The following is a 17,227-nucleotide window of genomic DNA, read 5'->3' as shown; positions in this document are numbered from 1 at the left end:
CGGCAGGGCTCTCCCTTGTGCGGAAGGACCAGGTCCCAGCCATAGTTGTGGCCGGCACCTGGGGGGGGGGCGGCTCAGTCGGCCTGGTTGTCTGCTTGCTTGGGCAGGCAGAACATCAGGGCCCACATCAGGGCGAGGAGGCTACCGACCCACCACAGCACGGTGATGAACGCGTCGCGGTTGAGTGCGGCGTCGGGTGAGCCGCCGGTGGCGGCGAAGAACACCAGGGCGGTCAGCGCGGTGCCGAGGGCGATGCCCAGGTGCATGGCGGTGTTGAACAGGCCCGAGGCGGAACCGGCGTCCTCGTGCGGGACGCGGGCGAGCGACATGTCGGCGAGCGGGCCGCTGACCATGCCGAGGCCGAAGCCGATCAGTATGACCGGAGCGGTCATCGCCCCGAGAGTCAGGTCCGCCTGCCCCCGGTCGGTCTGGAGTCCGTACGCGGCCATCGCAGCGAGCGCGATGAGGGCTCCGGTCTGGGGCAGCCTGCGGGCGAAGCGCCCGCTGCTCTTCGCCGCGATGGTCGCGCCTGCCAGTTCACCCAGGGAGAGCAGGACGAAGGCCAGGGCCGCGTGGACGGGGCTCATGCCCAGGCCGCGCTGAAGGTAGAGGGTCCAGGTCATGAAGAACAGCCCGCACAGCAGGCCATGCGTCAGCTGCGCGGTCATGCCGCCGGAGAACTGCCGACTCCGGAAGAGGGACAGGGTCACGAGCGCGGCGTTGCCCTGCTTGCGCTGCTGGTGGCGCAGGAAGACACCGAGCGCGAGGAGACCTGCGGCGAGCAGGGCGAAGCACCACAGCGGCCAGTGACGGAGGTGCCCCTCGGTGAGCGGGAAGACGATGAGGACGACGGCCAGCGCGGACAGCAGCATGCCGATCAGGTCGGGCCGGTCGGCCTTCGCGGCGGTCGACTCGGGTATGAACCTGCGTCCCAGGAGGATCACGGCGAGGCCGACGGGCACGTTGACCAGGAAGATCGGCCGCCAGGACAGCCCGAACAGGTCCACCTCGGTCAGCAGGCCGCCCATCACCGGGCCCAGGACATTGGCGAGCGACATGACGGCCCCGTACAGACCGAACACCTTGCTGCGGTTCTGCCCCTCGAAGGTGACATGGAGGGTGGCCAGGATCTGCGGGATCATCAGCGCGACTCCCACGCCCTGGAGCCCGCGGGCGCCGATCAGCACGCCCGGCCCGGCAGCAAGGCCGCACAGCAGCGAGGCCGTGGTGAACACGACGGTGCCGATGAGGAGGATCCTGCGCCGGCCGTAGAGGTCGCCGAGACGTCCGCCGGTGATCAGCCCGACGGCGACGGGCAGTGAATAGCCGGTGGTCAGCCACTGCACCGCGTCCGGTCCGGCGCCAGTCGACTCCTGGATCGCGGGCAGAGCGGTCAGGACGACCGACTGGTCGATCATGTCCATCAGCTCGGCACCCAGCAGCACCAAGAGGGCGATCCAGGCAGCCAAGCCCATCTTCGACAGTCCAGGTGCTGGGTGGGTTGGGGGCTGGGTGGTGGGCTGCGGCTCGTTGTCGAGCGCGGAGGAAGACACGACGGGAACTCCTGATCGAAAGGATCGGGGAGCCCTGCCGACAGCCGCACCGAGGCCGGAAAACACGGAACCCGGGGCAGACGGCAGAGCTGCACCCGGGAAAGGAAACTGCGGGGGTGGGTGACGCAACTCAGGCCAGCGCGACGTCCGCCCCCGAACACGTGCGACAACTCAGCACGTGGGGAACGCGGACGACTACATGGCCTGGTTAATAGGACGTCACCTCAAGATCGACGCAGAAGGAACAGGAACTCCGGCCACTGCTGCCGAAACCCGCCAGCGCAGAAGCCCGACCACGATATGACATCTCGGGGCTCTATGCACATCAGAATACGAAGGGCCGCACCTGACCGATCGTCCAGGGGTTACTGAACCGCTGCCGGCACCATCCCGGCCGGCAGAGGCGTCCGGATCATGGCTCGAGCGGCGCTCGCACAGCCCGGCCGCTGCGGTCTGCCGCGCGCGCCGACAGTGGCGCGGACTCGGTGGGCTGCGTAGGGCATCGTCGCCGCCGCTCTCCGCCATCCAGTTCGCGCGGTCTGCTCGCTGAAGCCGAGCAGGCGGGTGGGCCGGCCCGCCCAAGCGCCTGGGAACAGCCGGCGGCTCGGGCCGGGTTCGAGGCGATGGGCCTTGCCGGCCGGATGATGCACCGGTTCCCGCAGCATCCCCGTCCAGAGGTGACCGGATCTCTACCGGGTGGGTACCCAGGCGCAGCCGCATCGTGGCCCCGTCGGGCCGGGCAACTGCGTCTGTGGTGGGCTCTGTCGGATCGGCCGCGTGAATCGTGCATCCAATGCACGACGCGCCGCAACGTCGCAGGCCACCACCCGACCCCCTACGGATGGGCTCTCGTTTTGAAGCCGCAGACGGAGACGGCCGACCACATCCCCACCCGCATCCCCGTCCGCGACATCAAGCGCGCCGCCGGGCCTGTGATCACCTTCGCCCCGCACGCCTTCTGGCGCACTCTGATTCGTCACTTAAAGCAACCGCATGAACACTCACATTGTCCATACTATGGTTCATTTGAGTATGCCCAACCCGAGCAACATCGCTCCGGGTTCACCGTGGACGGCCTGGCGACGACGTACGGGCCCGGGCATCTGATGGAGGCCGGCCGTCAGGGCTGGTGGGTGACCTCCACGATCACGCTGATCTCGCCCGTGTTGTCGTCGAGGCAGCCCTCGCCGTCGTTGATGCGGAGCTGGACCAGGCCGTCACCGCCCGCCTTGAAGGTCTTCGCCTCCCCGATGGCGAGGGCCGGTGCGTCCTCGGTGTCCGCCAGGCGTGTCACGAGGGTGCCGAAGGGTGCCTCGGGGAGGACCTTGCACTGGCTCGCGAAGTCCAGCGTCCGGTCGGTCTGCGTGTCGTAGCCGGCCGGTCCGGTCATGGGCATGCCCTGCTGGTCGACCGTCCACGCGCCCTGCTGGAAGCTCACGGTGACGGTGTCGCCCTCGCGGACCACCGCGTTCTCGACCGGCTGCCAGCCCTCGTGGGCGCTCACGACCAGCTCGTAGGACGTGACCTGGGGCGCCCCGACGGGTGAGGCCAGGGGTGTCGCCGCCGGAGCGGGGGCCTCGGTCCTGCCCTGGGCCGCTCCCTGGGCCGGTCCCTGCTCGTCGCCCTGGAAGGGGGCCACGCCCGCGAGGAGCAGCCCGCCGCCCACGAGGGCGACGAGCGCGGCGGCCCCGGCGAGTGTCCACGCCAGCCACTGCCCGGCGCCTCCCTGGCGCGCCGGGGGTGGTGTGCGGGTGGTTTCGGCGGTGTGTGCCGCGGTGCCTCCGAAGCCGCCCGGGGGCGCGATCCGGGTGTCCCCCGCCCGGTCCGACGGCGCGGGAGCATGGCTGACGGCAACGGCAACGGTGACGGCGTCGGGCGCGACGCCGCTGCCCCCGAGCCCGGCCACGGGCAACGGGGCGAGGTCCGTCGTCTCCCCCGCCGCGACGTCCCGCAGGGCCTCCGCCAGGTCGTCGGCGGTGGGGCGCTCGCCCGGCTCCTTGCGCAGCAGGGCCTCGACGACGGGGCGGAGCGGGCCGAGGCCCTCCGGAAGCGTCGGATCCCCGTACACGACGGCGTGCATGGTCGCGGCGTACGCGGATCTGCGGAAGGGCGACTGCCCTCCGCAGACGGTGACCAGCGTGGCGCCGAGCGACCACAGGTCGGACTCCGGCCCGCCCTCGTGCGCCAAGGCCCGTTCCGGTGCCATGTACTCGACGGAGCCGACCAGTTGACCGGTGGACGCGAGCGGCTCGCCGTCGTCGAGGGCGGCGATGCCGAAGTCGGTCAGCACCGCGCTGCCGTCGGGGCGCAGCAGCACGTTGGCGGGTTTCACGTCGCGGTGCAGGGTGCCGGCGAGGTGGACGGCCTTGAGGGCGTCGAGCAGTTGGAGTCCGAGACGGGCGGTGTGCGCCGGGGTGAGCGGCCCGGAACGGGCGACCCGAGCAGCGAGCGAGGGGCCCTGCACCAGCTCCATGACGATCCAGAGCCGGTCCTCGTACTCGACCAGGTCGTGCACGCCGACCACATGGGGATGCGGCACCCGGGCGACGGCGCGTGCCTCACGGACCGCGCGACGCATCCGTACCCGGTGGTCCTCGTCGGCCTCGGCGGCGAAGTGCAGTTCCTTGGCGGCGACCTGCCGGTCGAGGAGCTGGTCGTGAGCACGCCAGACGGTGCCCATGCCGCCCTTGCCGAGTACGTCGTGCAGCAGATAGCGGCCGGAGATCAGCCTCCCGGAGCCCCCGTCGGCCTGCTGATCAGGTACACCGGTCAGCACCGGTCTCTCACATCCCTCTCGCTACCACCCGGCAACCACGTCCCACGCGGTTCCCCACCGCGGCGAAACAGGCAGGCCCGGACCGATCGGATCCGGGCCAAAGGAAAAGACGGTGGCAACAATACCGACACCCGAAGACGACCGTCTCCAACCGCCCCTGAGACGGGAACGGTTGACCGCCCGGGGTGCGGGGCGACCTCGCGGCCCGGCACGAAACCGAGCACGGAACCGAGTACGAAGCCGAGCATGAAACCGACCCAGCCTCGGGCCGGCTCAGGAGCGCACGAGCAGTCCGCGTTCCAGGGCGACGACGACGGCGCGCGTGCGGTCGCTGACGTCGAGTTTCGCGAAGACCCGCAGGAGGTGCGTCTTCACCGTGGCCTCGCCGATGACCAGGCGGCGGCCGATCTCGGCGTTGGACAGGCCGTCGGCGACGGCGTGCAGCACGTCCCGCTCGCGGGCGGTGAGCACGACCGGCGCGGGGCGGCGCATCCGGGCCACGAGTCGCTCCGCGACCTTGGGCGCGAGGACCGTCTCACCGCGCGCCGCCGAGCGGATGGCGTCGGCGAGCTGCTCGCGGGTGGTGTCCTTGAGGAGGTAGCCGACGGCGCCGGCCTCCACGGCACGTTCGATCTCGACGTCCGTGTCGTAGGTGGTGAGGATCAGCACCCGGGTGGCCACCGACAGGGCGACGATCTCGGTGGTGGCGGCCACGCCGTCGAGCACCGGCATGCGCAGGTCGACCAGGGCCACGTCGGGGGCGAGCCGCTCGACGAGGCCCACGCCCTCGCGACCGTCGCTCGCCTCGCCGACGATCTCTATGGTGGGCTCGTTGGTCAGCAGGGCGATGACTCCGGCGCGCATCACGGCGTGGTCGTCGACCACGACCACACGGATCCGGCTGTTCGCGGTGTCGGTCATGGTCGGTCCTGACTGTGCGTGGGAAGGCCGGCGAGAATGCGGGTGCCGTCCCCGAGGGAGCTGGTGACGGCGAGTTCGCCGTCGAGTTCGGCCAGCCGTCGGCGCATGCCGTCGAGGCCGAAGCCGTGGGACTCCTCGACGACGAAGCCGCAGCCGTCGTCGGTGATCTCCAGCTCGACGACGCCCTCGAGTTCGGTGAGGACGACGCCGACGGCGGAGGCGCCCGAGTGTTTGCGCACGTTGGCGAGGGATTCCTGTGCGCAGCGCAGCAGGGCGACGCGGGTGCGCTGGTCCAGTTGCGTGTCGCGCAGTTCGGCGGTGACGGTGAGGCCCGTGTCCTGGACGAAACGGTCCAGGATCCTGCGCAGGGTGGCGGCCAGGGAACCGGGTGCGACGCCGCTCTGGGGGGCGGAGCCGACGAGCACCCGGGCCTCGGCCAGGTTCTCGCGCGCGGTCTGCTCGATGGAGGTGAGCTGCTCGACGCAGCGTGCGGGGTCGGTGACGGTGGCGGCGCGGGCGGCCTCCGCGAGCACCACGATGGAGGCGAAGCCCTGGGCGAGGGTGTCGTGGATCTCCCGGGCGATCCGTTCACGCTCTTCGGCCGCGCCCTGCTGCTGGTACGCGGCCATCAGTTCCTCCTGTGCGACGGCGAGTTCGGCGGTCAGTTGCTCCTGCCGCTCGTTGCTCCGGCCTACGAAGCGGTGCACCCACAGCCCCAGAGCCGTCCCCGCGCCGTAGGCGACGACGGTGAACACCACGTTGCCGGTGAGGAACTGGGGGCTCCAGCCCTGGGCGAGCGTGCTGCCGAGGACGGTGAGGGCCGCGGCGGCCCCGCTGAGCGTGACCGCGTTCCGCGGGGCGCGGGCGAAGAGCCAGAACTGCGGCAGGGACACCACGTAGAAGGCGGCCCCGCCGTCCAGCAGGTAGGACGTTCCGCCGAGGACGACGCCGAGGACCGCGAGGTAGGCACGGGGGCGCAGCAGGGGGTTGTCCGGTCGGGTGAGAACGGCGAGGTGGCACAGCGCGATCAGGGCGAGCAGGCCGAGCACCCAGTACCTCCGGGCCGGCGTCGCGTCGGACACGGCGACGGCCGGGGGCAGCAGCCCGAACAGGATCCAGCCTGCCGAGTACCAGCCGCGGACGCGGTCCGGCACGAGCCGGTCACCCGACTGCTGCTGCCACTGAGCCACGGTGAGTCACCTCGCTCGTACGGGAGTTGCGGTGCCGTCGGCCAAGCCGATCAAGCTGATCAAGCTGATCAAGCTGATCAGTTTACCGATTCCAGGGGGCGGGGGGCCGGTTCGGTGCTGCGCAGAGCTCGGCGCACCGCGCGCGAGGGCCACCAGTTGGCGTCGCCGAGCAGGAGCATCATGGACGGCAGGACCAGCATGCGAATGACGAAGGCATCCAGGAGGACGGCGACCGCGAGGCTGAAGCCGATCTGCTTCATCTCGATGATGTGCAGGGCCGCGAAGCTGGCGAAGACCGTGACCATGACCACGGCGGCACTGGTCACCACGCTCGCCGAGCTGCCGATGCCGTCGATCACGGCCTGGCGGGTCGGGACTCCGCGCAGGGCGGCCTCCCGGATCCGGCTGATCACGAAGACCTGGTAGTCCATCGACAGGCCGAACAGGATCACGAAGAGGAACAGCGGGACGCGGGCGCCGATCGAACCGGTGGAGGTGAAGTCGATCAGTCCTTCGGCCCAGGTGTGCTGGAAGACCATGACGAGCACGCCGAGCGCGGCGGCGGCCGACAGGAGGTTGAGGACGACGCCGACCAGGCCGAGGACCACGGAGCGGAACGCCCACACGGTCATGGCGAAGGTCACCAGGAGCAGTGCCCCGAGGATGAGCGGCAGCTTCTCTTCCTGGTGGGTCGGGTAGTCGGCGTAGCGGGCGACGTCACCGGTCACCGCGGTCTCGGCACCCTTCACCCGGCCGACGGTCTCCGGCAGGTACGTGTCGCGGATGTCCTTGAGCGAGGACTGGGCCTCGTCGCTGCTGACGTAGTGCGGGACCTGCAGTTGGAGCATGCTGATCCGCTTGTCGGGCGACGTGGTCAGCCGGGAGTCGCCGCTCAGTCGCGGGTCGTCCTCGACGTCGGCGGCGAGTTCGCGCAGGGCGGCGGTCACCTCGGGCGAACGGTCGGCGTCGGCGCGGACGACGACCTGGTGCATGGACTTCAGCTCCGGGTAGGCCGCGTTCAGCCGGTCGTAGACCTGCATGGCGTCGATGGAGCGGGAGTGTGTCTCGCGGCCCATGTCGGTGAGGTTGAGGCCGAGGACCGGGGCGGCGAGGGCGAGCATCGCGACCACGGTGACGGTGAGCGTGGCGCGGGGGTGCCGGGCAACGGGGCGCAGCGCGGCGGCGGTCAGGCGGCCGGGGCCGGCCTTGTACGTCTTCTGCCTCCTCGGTGCGAGCCCGCGGGCCGCCCGGCGCTCGGCTCGGCGGTCGGCACGCATGCCCAGTTTGGCGAGGAGGGCGGGCAGTGCGGTCAGGGAGCTGACGACGGCGACGAGGGTGACGACGATCGCGCCGGTGGCGATGGACGAGAAGATGACGTCGTCGGCGAGGTAGAGGGTGGCGCTGGAGACGGCGACGGCGAGACCGGAGACGACGACAGCCCGTCCGGAGGTGGCGGCGGCGAGTTCGACGGCGGCCTGCGGGCTCAGTCTGCCACCCGCGCGGGCCCGTTCCTCACGTTCGCGCTTGAGGTAGAAGAGCGTGTAGTCGACGCCGACGGCGAGGCCGATCAGCAGGATGATGTTGATGCCGATGCCGTTGTCGGGGAAGACGTGCGAGGCCACCATCGACAGGCCGACGGCCGCGGCGATCGAGGACAGGGCGAGCAGCAGCGGTACGAGGGCCATGGCCACGGAGCTGAAGACCAGCAGCAGGGTGACGAGGGTGACCGGCAGGGCGATCATCTCGGTGCGCGCGAGGTCGTCGCCGCGCAGCTTGTCGACGCCCTTGCTGATGGACGGCGATCCGGTCTCCTCGACGCGCAGCGAGGGGTTGGCCTCCTGTACGGCCGCGGTCTGCTCGATCAGCGCGTCGACGTGATCCTTGCCCTCCCGCTCCGGGGCCTTCATGGTGACGGTGACCCGCACCGCCGTGTCGTCCGCGTCGCGTACCGGGTCGTCGACGGTGAGCACCTCGGGGAGCTTGGCCATCCGGGCGGCGACATCGTCGGCGGCCGAGTCGGCGGCGGCGATGTCGAGCTTTCCGGTGCCCGGCTTCGCGGTGATCAGGACGTGTTCGACGGGGCGCTGCTCCAATCCGCCCTCGGCGGCGATCGCCTCGCCGCGTCCCGCCTCTCCGATGCGGAAGTCTTCGGTGGTCGCCTCGTTGGTGCCGACGGAGATGCCGACGCCGAGGCACAGGACCACGAACACGAACCAGCCGACGATGCCCCGCCAGGGGTGGACGGCGCTCCAACGAGCCATGCGTACGGTGAGATTCTTCATGGCAGCCATGCTCTTCGCCGGGGGTGTGGTGCCGACAGCGGCGACCGGTTGAACTTCGGGTCCACCAACTGGTGGACCCCCACCCGGCTCAGTGGAAGCCGAGGGTGTGGAAGACCGGCACGGGCGCTGTGGTGTCCAGCAGGATCCCGAGCGAGGTGCCGCTGCCCCCCGATGACGACGCCGAGACCGCCGACGTCCTCGCAGCCGCAGCAGCCGGTCGCCCGCGTGCACGATCACAAACCTGGGCCGCAGCCCGTGCGGCCTCGGACAGAAGTGGAGCATGTCGTGTACGAGGTCGAAGAGTTCGGCCACCAGTTTCGTCCCGGCGAACCCGCCGCCCGCCACCACGAACGTCAGCGGCCTGGCCTGCTCGGCCGGGTCCGGCTCCAGGTCGGCGCTCTCCGGCGCGCCCAGCACGTGGTCGCGCAGCCGGGTGGCGTCCTCGACGGACTTCAGCGGGAAGGCGTGCTCGCCGACGCCGGGAAGGTCGAAGAAGTGCGGCACCGCGCCGACGGCGAGGACCAGTTGGTCGTACGGTACGCGCAGCGGGCGCTCCCGACCGGCCAGGACGTGCACGGTGCGGGTGTGCGTGACGCCCGAGCCGAAGCCGAGTTCCTGGGAGCAGGTAATCCCACTGGATACCGGTGTGCGGGACGAACAGGATCCCGCTCAGGGCCTGCTGGTCCGGCACCCGCGGTCGGCCCACGGCCTTCTTCGGACTTGGCTTCGGCAACAACGGCTCGATCAGGGACCACAGTTCGTCTGACACGATCCACGGCCGTGACCGACGGTTTGCCGAGGTCTTCACGCTCTGCGCGTCTACTACGGCCGTGGTCGGGCTCCACTCAGCGGCCATGGAACCGGCGGGTCTCGTCGCGTAACAGGTCGTGGATCGCAGCCAACGTGTCAGAGGACGACCTCGGCGACGCGCTGGATCTCGGCGATGTCGTCGCTGGTCGGATTGAGGATCAGCTCGTCTGCTCCGATCGCCTCGAACTCGCTGACGGTCTTCTTGATCGCGTCCGCTCCTCCGCTCACCGCGGAGGCGATGAAACCAGCGGTGTCTGCTCCCGCGGTGGAGTAGTAGTCGTAGACGTTCGCCCGGCCACCCTCGATGTCCGCGACGGCGTAATAGGCGATGGCGACCAGGTACGGAGAGCCGTCGCGTCCGGCTTCCTTCCAGGCTGTGCGTACGCCGTCGAAGGCGCCGGCGATCACGTGTGCCGGTACTGACGCGCCGATATAGCCACGGCCGGAGCGTGCCACGCGTTTGTATGACGCCTGGACCATGCCGCCGAAGAGCAGAGGCACCTCACGGCTGCCTCTGGGGGCCAGTGGGTTGTCGCAGCCGGCGGGAGTCCCGCCGCGCCAGACGCTCTTGTATGTCTCGATGTCGCTGTCGAGCCGCTTACCGGTGCTGCGCGGGCCAAGGCCCTCCACCACGAAATCGTCGGACCGCCCCCCGAGGCCGATACCGAGGGTGAGACGGCCGCCCGAAACACCGTCGATGCTCTGAGCTTCCTTGGCCAGCAGGAGAGCGGGCCAGACCGGGCCGAGCAGGACGTTGCTGATGAGCCCGATCCTGCTCGTGGCCCCTGCCGCTGCTGCCAGCGCGATTGTGTCCATCACTCCCGGATAGGCGACACGGCCCACACTGCCCAGGGAGGAAAACCCTGCGTCTTCGGCACGCCGCGCCCACTCCGGTATGACTTCCGCTCTCACATCACGTATCTGATTGGGAATTCCGATACCAATTTTCATAGGCTGTACTCCTTCTGTGGAGAGTAAGTGCGCCGACTGGTCGCTCACTGCAGGGATTGCACTTGCGGAGTGTGCCGTTCCTCCAGTGGCTTGGGGGTGTTGAGCGGTGCAAGGCGCCTAGTGAGCCCAAGCCTGACGGAGAACAGTGGCACGCTGTGTCCGGTCTTATGGATGTCCGCCGTCGATGGGCAGGTCGATTCCGTTGGCCAGCCGGTTTTCCAGCAGGAACCGGCAGGCGTCGACGATGTCGGCCATGTCGCCGAGCTCTCCGGTCAGCGTCTGCGACCGGAACTTGGCCAGAGTGTCGGCCAGTTCCGACTTGCCCTGCCAGAACGGGCTGTCGCCGATCGGCCCGGGGTGGATCGCGTTCACCCGCACCGGCGCCAGCTCGATGCTCAGCGTCCGCACCATCCCGGTTACGGCGGCGTTGACGGCTGTCAGGGTCGTCGAGCCGGGGTACGGGTAGTCCTTGGCGCCGCCGCCGAACAGCAGCACCGCCGCGTCCGGCGCCAGGCGTTCGGCCAGAGCGGCGATGACGGCCGTGTAGCCGACGATCTTTGTCACGGCTAGCTGACTCGCAGCCGCTGTGTCGAAGCCGGCCAGAGTGTTACGGTCGCGGACCATACCGACCAGGGCGAGCCTGTCGACCTGCTCGACCGGAGCGAGCGCCGCGGCAACGGTCTCCGGGCGGCTGAGGTCGAGTGCCCTGCCGGTGGCCACACCGGGGGAGGGTGGGCCGTCGTCGGTGGTGACCGCCGGTGGCTTCCCTGCCACCGTCGCGGTGGCCTCGGCGGCCTCGGCGGTGAGTTCGGCGGCTACGGTTTCGGCCCGGGTGGCCTCGCGCCCGGTGACGACGACGTTCGCGCCGTCGCGCAGGTAGGCGGCGGCCAGTTCCCGGCCGGTGCCCTGTGTGGCGCCGACGATGAGGACGTTACGCAACTCGTGTTCAACCTTCCGTCAGGGTGGCGGTGCCGCAGTCCGTTTCAGGCACGTCGGCTGCTCACCGTGGGAGTTCGGCGGGCGGTCAACACAGGCCCGTCCGGATCGGCCGGCCTCCCCGACCCGCTCCGGCCGCACCGCCACCAGCCCGGCGAAGCGGTACGGCGGTGAAATCCGCTCATCAGTGCTACCACAGGTCCGCGACAACGCGGTGAGCACACCACCGCTGTCACCGTGACGCCCGCCTTCTACAGCGCCGTCAAGCCTCGGTAGCCAGCCGGCGGCGGTGCCGGGCGTACTCCTGCGGGCCGCTGACGGCAAGCTCCCCGAACAGGTCCGGAGGCAGGGTGGCCTGGAGCACCTTGTACAGATCCGGATCCAGATCGTGCAGCAGCATGCCGAAGAACAGCGAGTACTGTTCCGGCTGCAGGTGGGCGATCCCGTGCATCCCCACTTCGGCCCACTCCGACGCGCTCAGGTAGGTGTCGATGAGGAGGAGCGCCTCGGCTTCCTCGGCAGTCAAGTGCGAGTCCACGACGGGCGCCAGCTCGCACAGCGCGTCCACGACAGCCTCGCGCCGCGCCGCGTCCGGGTTCACCCTCCAGGACGCGGCCGCGCTGGTGACCGCGGCCAGCCCGCGGTCGATCCCGGCGTGGTCGGCCTGCATGGCGGTCAGCACGGGCGCGGCGTCTGCCGGTACGCGCTCGGCCAGCTTCGGCCAAACAAGTGTGTCCTCGCCGTCATGGTGGACGTGCAGGATCCGGGTCACGAAGTCGATGTGCTCGGCGACGAACTCGGCCTGCCGGCCGTCCCCGGGCATGACGTTCACAACGTATCGGGGAAGCTCCGCGAACTCCCGGCGGAGCATGGCGTGAACGGCGTACATGTCCCGGCTGTCGGCGGGTGCGTGGTCGGCGGCGGGCGCGGTGTCCGGCGCAGAGGCGGATGCGGACTCAGTCACGGATGCTCTCCAGGTGTCGGTGTCCCTGCTTCAACGGGAAGAAGCGGGGATCGGTTCACTCGGAGAGGGAGCCCGTCCGGACGTGGACGGTTGTGCCATGGGTACGAGGTCGAGCGTGCCGGGCGACGGCGCCGACACGTGCCACCGGTGGCTTCGGTCCGCTCCTCGCGTCCGAGTCAGTGGTCGCCCGGGCCGATGGCCTCCCAGACGGACTTCGTCGGGACAGCGTGCTCTCACCCGTTCCCCGCGGGGGCGGGGCAGTGCGCCACCGCGCGCCCCGGGGCCAGGTGGCCGTCCGGCACGCGGGTCATGCTCTCCTGGTCGGCAACGCGCGCTGCGGCCGGGTACCCCCGGAGGTGCTCTCGCGCCTGATGCCAGGGATCATTGTCGCTGCCAGTCCCTGAAAGCGGTAAGCAGATGACGTCTGGCGTCCGGCGAGATGTGGTCCGGGGTCAGCTCACCCGTCGTGGCGATCGTCTGGCGGTACTGGTCCAGGTAGCGCTCGCAGCCCGGGCATACCGCCAGGTGCTCAATGAACCGCCGCTCGTCGTCCTGGGGCATGGCGCCTTCCAGGAAGTCGGTCACCAACTCCACGAAGTCAACGCAGTCCACGTTCGTCCCCTCCCACGTGGGCATCAGAAGGACTCGACGCATAAGCCTCCAGCTTACCGCGCAGCATCGCCCTGGCTCGGTGGAGGAGGACGCGTTGGTTGCCCGGCGATATCTCCAACAGGGAGCACACCTCCTGCGAGCCGTACCCTTCGACGTCCCGGAGGGTGAGTACCGCGCGCAGGCGGGGCGGGAGGGCGTCGAGCGCCTCGGCTATCACCTCGCGAACCTCGCCGCGCAGCACGTGGTCCTCGGGTATGTGCCACGGTCGCGGTTCCTGGCCGACGGCCCAGTGTCCGGCGTAACGCTCGCCGGGGGCCCGGAAACGTGAGGCGTCCACCGTCGCCTCCGCCTCCTCCGGCAGCAGACTGGTGAAGGGAACCGTCCTGCTCTCCTTCGTACCGCGCGTCTTGGCCGTGCGGACGAGGATCCGGTACACCCAAGTCTTCAAGGACGAACGGCCTTCGAAGTCGCCGATCCCCTTGATGACCGCCAGCCACGTGTCCTGGACGGCCTCCTCCGCCGATGCCTTGGTCGAGACGAAGGACGAAGCCAGCCGGAGCAGGCCGCCCGACCAGGCGTCCAGGACCAGGGCGAACGCCTCCTCGTCACCGCTGCGCAGTCGCTGGACCAGGACCTCGTCCGGCGGCAGTTCGCGTACGCCCGCCATTGACCTCTCCCTTGCCGACCGCCGATTGGGGTGCCAGCCTAGGTCAGCCCGGTGAGTGAAAGTGCACGCTGACGTGTTCGGTCATGGCACGGTAAGACCTGTGCCAGGCAGGCGCGGGTGACTGTGGCGGGGTCGTCAGTGTCGTCGCAACGCAGCGAAGTCTCCCAGCAGTTGGGCGCGCGCCGGCGTGGACAGGTGCTTGTCGGACAGCTCACCCAGGATCGTGATGGTCTGCTGGAACTGGTCGAAACAGGTCTCGCAGTCGCCGCACGTCGTGAGGTGTGTGAGGAAGGGCAGCTCGGTCGCTTCCCCCATGGCACCGTCGAGGAAGGCGGTGACCGCATCGACGAACTCGTTACAGTTCATGGCACCTGCCTGATCTCCTCGGTGACCAACACGTCCGGAACGTTACAAATGACCATACAGTCCGGTCGGTCCGAGCTCGTAGAACGCGGACCGCGTCGGAGACGGCCGTGGAGCAGGTGGTCCTGCCACCTGCTCCACGCTGCGCCGTGGGCCGAGCGCGTCAGGCGCTCTGCTCCAGCTCGGCCGCGCCGAAGGACACGCTGAAGCGCTCGCACCAGATCGTCACCGTGGAGAACCTGCCCAGGTCGGTACCCGCCGGGATCGCGTAGTTCTGGTTGCCCTCGTTGCCCTTGAGATCGCCGAGGTCGACGTGGGCGCCGTCGTCGAGGTTGCCGCCGCCGCTCTGCTCGACCGGCTGGTCGCTGAGCCAGACGTGCAGGGCCGGGCCGTCGGAGGTCCGCAGATCGGTCAGGCGCAGGTTGGCCTTTCCGCCCGCGAGTGGCTGGACTTCCACCGAGCCGCTGGTCTCGTGTTCGTGGGAGATGAAGCTGCCTGTCGACAAGGGCTTGGTCGCCACCCGCTGCTGGTCGGTGGCGACGGGGGCTGCCTCGTCGACACGGTTCGTCGTGAACAGCCGCCAGGGCTGGAAGAGGTACAGCCCGACCGCCGCCAGGACGACGACAGCGGCGACGGTGGTCCAGAGGATCGGACGCCTGGTTCGGTCCATGAGTCTTTCCATCTCTGTGGGGTCTTCTCGCAGGCCCGCCGTCCGGCGGGCGCCGAGCACGGGCCCGCCGGACGGCGGTCGGTTCGCGCTATCGCCCAGCGGGGCGCGGCTGTTCCCGGTCAGTGGTGGGGCGTGCGGCCCTCTCGCGGCGCAGTTCGTCGGCCTCGTCGCGGACGGCGTCGAGGCGGACCTCGAGCATGCTCACGCGCTCGCGGTAGCGCTCCAGCTCGGCCCGGACGAACTCGGCGTCGGCCACCTGGCGGGCCGTCTCCTCGCGGATCGCGGCGGTCTCCTCGGTGAACTTCTCCTGCGCGGCGTCGAGCCCGGCGACGGCCATGTCGCCGGCCTCCTCGGCGAGCGCGGCTCGTCCCTCGGCGGCCAGGATGCGCTGTGCGCAGGCTCGGGTTACCGTCTCGATCCGTGCCTCGGCCGCCGCGGAGTCCGTGATGACTGCCAACTCCTCGATGTAGTTCGGCAGTTCGGCGACGAGCCGCTCTATGAGTGCGACGAGTGCGTCGCGTGACTGAGTGGCGCGGTCACCCTCGGCCGTCGTCATGGCCATCAACGCGGCCATCTCGCCGTCCACGTCCTGTGAGGCTGCGGCCTGCTGCTCGGACGCCGCGGGCCGCGCCTCCGTGCCGGCGGCGGGCGTCTCCGCGGCGACGGCGGGCCAGGGCTGCTGTCCGACGGCCGTCGTCCTGCCCTCCTTCGTCGCCTTCTTCGCGGCCTTCTTGGCCTCGGACGCCACGCGCTTGTCCTCCTTGCGCTGCTGCCGCTTGGCGCGGATCTTGCGGAACGCGCCGAGCGAGTTGTGCTCGGGGTCCGGACAGAAGTGGGGCGCCGGGCCCTGCGCGCCGGGAGCGGGCGACTCTGCAGGCATGTCGCAGCCCGGGTAGGCGCAGGTGGGGACAGTTTCCACGGATCCGACAGTCATGTCGTGCCTCTCGTCGTTGGGTTGGATGTACTGGGACGGAATGGAGCGGTACCAGGGGGTTCAGCGGTACTCGGGGTTCTCGAAGTCGAACCGGCATCCCGCGTCCCACTGCGAGCGCTGGTTGCCGTGTGCCGGAACACCACCGGCGTCCTTGAGCAGGCGGGCCATGTGCAGCAGGTTCCAGGTCATGAACGTGGTGTTCCTGTTGGTGAAGTCGTTGGCGGGACCGCTGGAGCCCGGGTCGAGGTAGGACGGACCGGGCCCGGCCTCTCCGATCCAGCCCGCGTCCGCCTGCGGCGGGATCACGTACCCGAGATGCTGCAGGCTGTAGAGGACGTTCATGGCGCAGTGCTTGGCGCCGTCCTCGTTGCCGGTGATCAGGCAGCCGCCGACCCGCCCGTAGTAGGCGTACTGGCCGACGTCGTTGAGCAGGCCCGAACAGGCGTAAAGCCGCTCGATGACCAGCTTGGCGACGGAACTGTTGTCACCCAGCCAGATCGGCCCGCCGATGACGAGGATGTCGGCGGCCATCACCTGCTCGTAGAGGGCGGGCCACGCATCACGCTCCCAGCCGTGCTCGGTCATGTCCGGCCACACGCCCGTGGCGATCTCGAGGTCGACCGGTCGCACCTGCTCCACCTGGACGCCCTGTTTCTCCATGATGCGAGAACTCAGGTCGATCAAACCCTGGGTGTGGCTCAGCTCGGGACTCTTCTTCAGCGTGCAGTTGAGGTACAACGCACGCAGGTCGTCATAACGCATACCCCTCAGTGCAGCCCGGGCGCCGAACGTTACAAGCGGCTCGGGGATCGGACGGATTCTTTTCCGACGGGGCGGGGCCTCGAGCCGAGACGCTGTTCGGTGGCGCCGACGCCGCAAAGCGATCGTCAAGGCGATGTGGAGCGCCCGGCGCGAGACTTGCCGACGCACCCGGGCCGCCGTCTGCGGCCCCCTGACCGACGACTGCCGCCATGCGGCCGCACAACGATGGAGCGCACGTGCCCTTGAGCAGGAATGTGATGGGTTCGAGGGAAGCTGTCAGCGACCGCGAACGGGCGATGCGCACGCTGTACGACGACGTGGCGGGGCCACTGCATGCCTATGTGGTGAGGCTGCTGGAGGGCGACCGGCACAAGGCCGAGGACGTGGTGCAGGAGGCCCTGCTGCGCTGCTGGCGGACACAGGAACTGGACGACGGGGCGTCACTGCGGCCGTGGTTGTTCCGAGTGGCCCACAATCTCGTCGTGGACGACTACCGGCGGCGCGCGGGCCGGCCCCGGGAGGTGGACGCCGCCTCGTGGCTCGACGATGTACCGGCACACTTCGACGACATCGACCGGCTGCTCGACGGGATGTCCCTCAAGGACGCGTTCCAGTCCCTGTCGTACAAGCACCGGGAGGTGCTGTACGAGTCGTACTACTGCGGCGGGTCAACACGTGAAGTGGCCGCCGTGCTCGGCATCCCACCGGGTACCGCGAAGTCCCGCGCGCACCACGCGCTGCGGGCCCTGCGTAAGGCGCTTGGCGTCCGGCAAGACGAACCGGCCGGTTCGCCCAGCCGACCTCGGCCCCCGCATGGCACCCGCGCAGACCCCGCG

General features: G+C 69.8%; 14 protein-coding genes and 3 pseudogenes. 1 reads left to right on the top strand and 16 read right to left on the bottom strand.

The window, feature by feature from the left end; all coding sequences use genetic code 11:
- Window positions 1–74: 74 nt before the first annotated feature.
- The 16 genes and pseudogenes from KUM40_RS07025 to KUM40_RS06955 all read right to left on the bottom strand — a co-directional run bounded on the left by KUM40_RS07025 (window position 75) and on the right by KUM40_RS06955 (window position 16,391).
- Entirely contained in the window at window positions 75–1,553 is a 1,479-nt protein-coding gene (locus KUM40_RS07025; RefSeq protein ID WP_217163965.1) for an MFS transporter, read from the bottom strand.
- Window positions 1,554–2,673: 1,120 nt separating this feature from the next.
- The gene (locus tag KUM40_RS07020; protein WP_217163962.1) at window positions 2,674–4,329 is read right to left on the bottom strand and encodes a serine/threonine-protein kinase; all 1,656 of its coding nucleotides are present in this window, start codon (window positions 4,327–4,329) and stop codon (window positions 2,674–2,676) included.
- A 273-nt stretch (window positions 4,330–4,602) separates the two neighbouring features.
- Window positions 4,603–5,250, bottom strand: a complete 648-nt coding sequence (locus KUM40_RS07015) for a response regulator transcription factor (RefSeq protein ID WP_217163960.1) — start codon at window positions 5,248–5,250, stop codon at window positions 4,603–4,605.
- Window positions 5,247–6,440, bottom strand: coding sequence for a sensor histidine kinase (locus KUM40_RS07010; RefSeq protein ID WP_217163958.1), 1,194 nt, complete (start codon window positions 6,438–6,440; stop codon window positions 5,247–5,249). Before KUM40_RS07010 ends, KUM40_RS07015 begins: the two co-directional genes overlap by 4 nt.
- Before the next feature lie 77 nt (window positions 6,441–6,517).
- The gene (locus tag KUM40_RS07005; RefSeq protein WP_254394705.1) at window positions 6,518–8,722 is read right to left on the bottom strand and encodes an MMPL family transporter; all 2,205 of its coding nucleotides are present in this window, start codon (window positions 8,720–8,722) and stop codon (window positions 6,518–6,520) included.
- A gap of 213 nt (window positions 8,723–8,935) precedes the next feature.
- Window positions 8,936–9,298, bottom strand: a pseudogene (locus KUM40_RS41065) (FAD-dependent oxidoreductase); the annotation flags it as partial.
- A gap of 12 nt (window positions 9,299–9,310) precedes the next feature.
- A pseudogene (locus KUM40_RS41060) lies at window positions 9,311–9,494 on the bottom strand (transposase); the annotation flags it as partial.
- Window positions 9,495–9,628: 134 nt separating this feature from the next.
- The gene (locus tag KUM40_RS06995) at window positions 9,629–10,483 is read right to left on the bottom strand and encodes an LLM class flavin-dependent oxidoreductase (protein WP_217163954.1); all 855 of its coding nucleotides are present in this window, start codon (window positions 10,481–10,483) and stop codon (window positions 9,629–9,631) included.
- Window positions 10,484–10,648: 165 nt separating this feature from the next.
- Window positions 10,649–11,422, bottom strand: coding sequence for an SDR family oxidoreductase (locus KUM40_RS06990; RefSeq protein WP_217163952.1), 774 nt, complete (start codon window positions 11,420–11,422; stop codon window positions 10,649–10,651).
- A 259-nt stretch (window positions 11,423–11,681) separates the two neighbouring features.
- Entirely contained in the window at window positions 11,682–12,383 is a 702-nt protein-coding gene (locus tag KUM40_RS06985) for a hemerythrin domain-containing protein (protein ID WP_308401073.1), read from the bottom strand.
- 381 nt (window positions 12,384–12,764) lie between these two features.
- Window positions 12,765–12,995 carry an anti-sigma factor gene (locus tag KUM40_RS06980; protein ID WP_217163950.1) on the bottom strand — a complete coding sequence of 77 codons (231 nt, stop codon included), beginning with the start codon at window positions 12,993–12,995 and terminating at the stop codon, window positions 12,765–12,767.
- The gene (locus tag KUM40_RS06975; RefSeq protein WP_217163948.1) at window positions 12,982–13,662 is read right to left on the bottom strand and encodes an RNA polymerase sigma factor; all 681 of its coding nucleotides are present in this window, start codon (window positions 13,660–13,662) and stop codon (window positions 12,982–12,984) included. The genes KUM40_RS06980 and KUM40_RS06975 overlap by 14 nt, the downstream gene beginning before the upstream one ends.
- Before the next feature lie 135 nt (window positions 13,663–13,797).
- The gene (locus tag KUM40_RS06970; protein WP_217163946.1) at window positions 13,798–14,028 is read right to left on the bottom strand and encodes an anti-sigma factor; all 231 of its coding nucleotides are present in this window, start codon (window positions 14,026–14,028) and stop codon (window positions 13,798–13,800) included.
- 160 nt (window positions 14,029–14,188) lie between these two features.
- Complete coding sequence (locus KUM40_RS06965) at window positions 14,189–14,695, bottom strand: DM13 domain-containing protein (protein WP_217163944.1); 507 nt, start codon at window positions 14,693–14,695, stop codon at window positions 14,189–14,191.
- 88 nt (window positions 14,696–14,783) lie between these two features.
- A complete protein-coding gene (locus KUM40_RS06960) occupies window positions 14,784–15,614 on the bottom strand; it encodes a hypothetical protein (RefSeq protein ID WP_217163942.1) in 831 nt (276 codons plus the stop codon).
- 75 nt (window positions 15,615–15,689) lie between these two features.
- Window positions 15,690–16,391, bottom strand: a complete 702-nt coding sequence (locus KUM40_RS06955) for a flavodoxin family protein (protein WP_217163940.1) — start codon at window positions 16,389–16,391, stop codon at window positions 15,690–15,692.
- Window positions 16,392–16,600: 209 nt separating this feature from the next.
- Between KUM40_RS06955 and KUM40_RS06950 the strand changes: the two are divergent.
- Window positions 16,601–17,140 (top strand): annotated as a pseudogene (locus KUM40_RS06950) (sigma-70 family RNA polymerase sigma factor); the annotation flags it as partial.
- Window positions 17,141–17,227: the final 87 nt, after the last annotated feature.

The organism is Streptomyces sp. AC512_CC834 (genome assembly GCF_019049325.1).
Taxonomy (GTDB): Bacteria; Actinomycetota; Actinomycetes; order Streptomycetales; family Streptomycetaceae; genus Streptomyces.
Note: the sequence above shows the minus strand (reverse complement) of the source record. Positions and strands in the feature narration are given on the sequence as shown.

Excerpts from the sequence above, each read along its gene's own strand:
- KUM40_RS06965 (WP_217163944.1), bottom strand. The coding sequence starts at position 14,695 with ATGGACCGAACCAGGCGTCCGATCCTCTGGACCACCGTCGCCGCTGTC.
- KUM40_RS06955 (WP_217163940.1), bottom strand. The coding sequence starts at position 16,391 with ATGCGTTATGACGACCTGCGTGCGTTGTACCTCAACTGCACGCTGAAG.
- KUM40_RS06995 (WP_217163954.1), bottom strand. The coding sequence starts at position 10,483 with ATGAAAATTGGTATCGGAATTCCCAATCAGATACGTGATGTGAGAGCG.
- KUM40_RS07005 (WP_254394705.1), bottom strand. The coding sequence starts at position 8,722 with ATGAAGAATCTCACCGTACGCATGGCTCGTTGGAGCGCCGTCCACCCC.
- KUM40_RS06970 (WP_217163946.1), bottom strand. The coding sequence starts at position 14,028 with ATGAACTGTAACGAGTTCGTCGATGCGGTCACCGCCTTCCTCGACGGT.
- KUM40_RS07015 (WP_217163960.1), bottom strand. The coding sequence starts at position 5,250 with ATGACCGACACCGCGAACAGCCGGATCCGTGTGGTCGTGGTCGACGAC.
- KUM40_RS06975 (WP_217163948.1), bottom strand. The coding sequence starts at position 13,662 with ATGGCGGGCGTACGCGAACTGCCGCCGGACGAGGTCCTGGTCCAGCGA.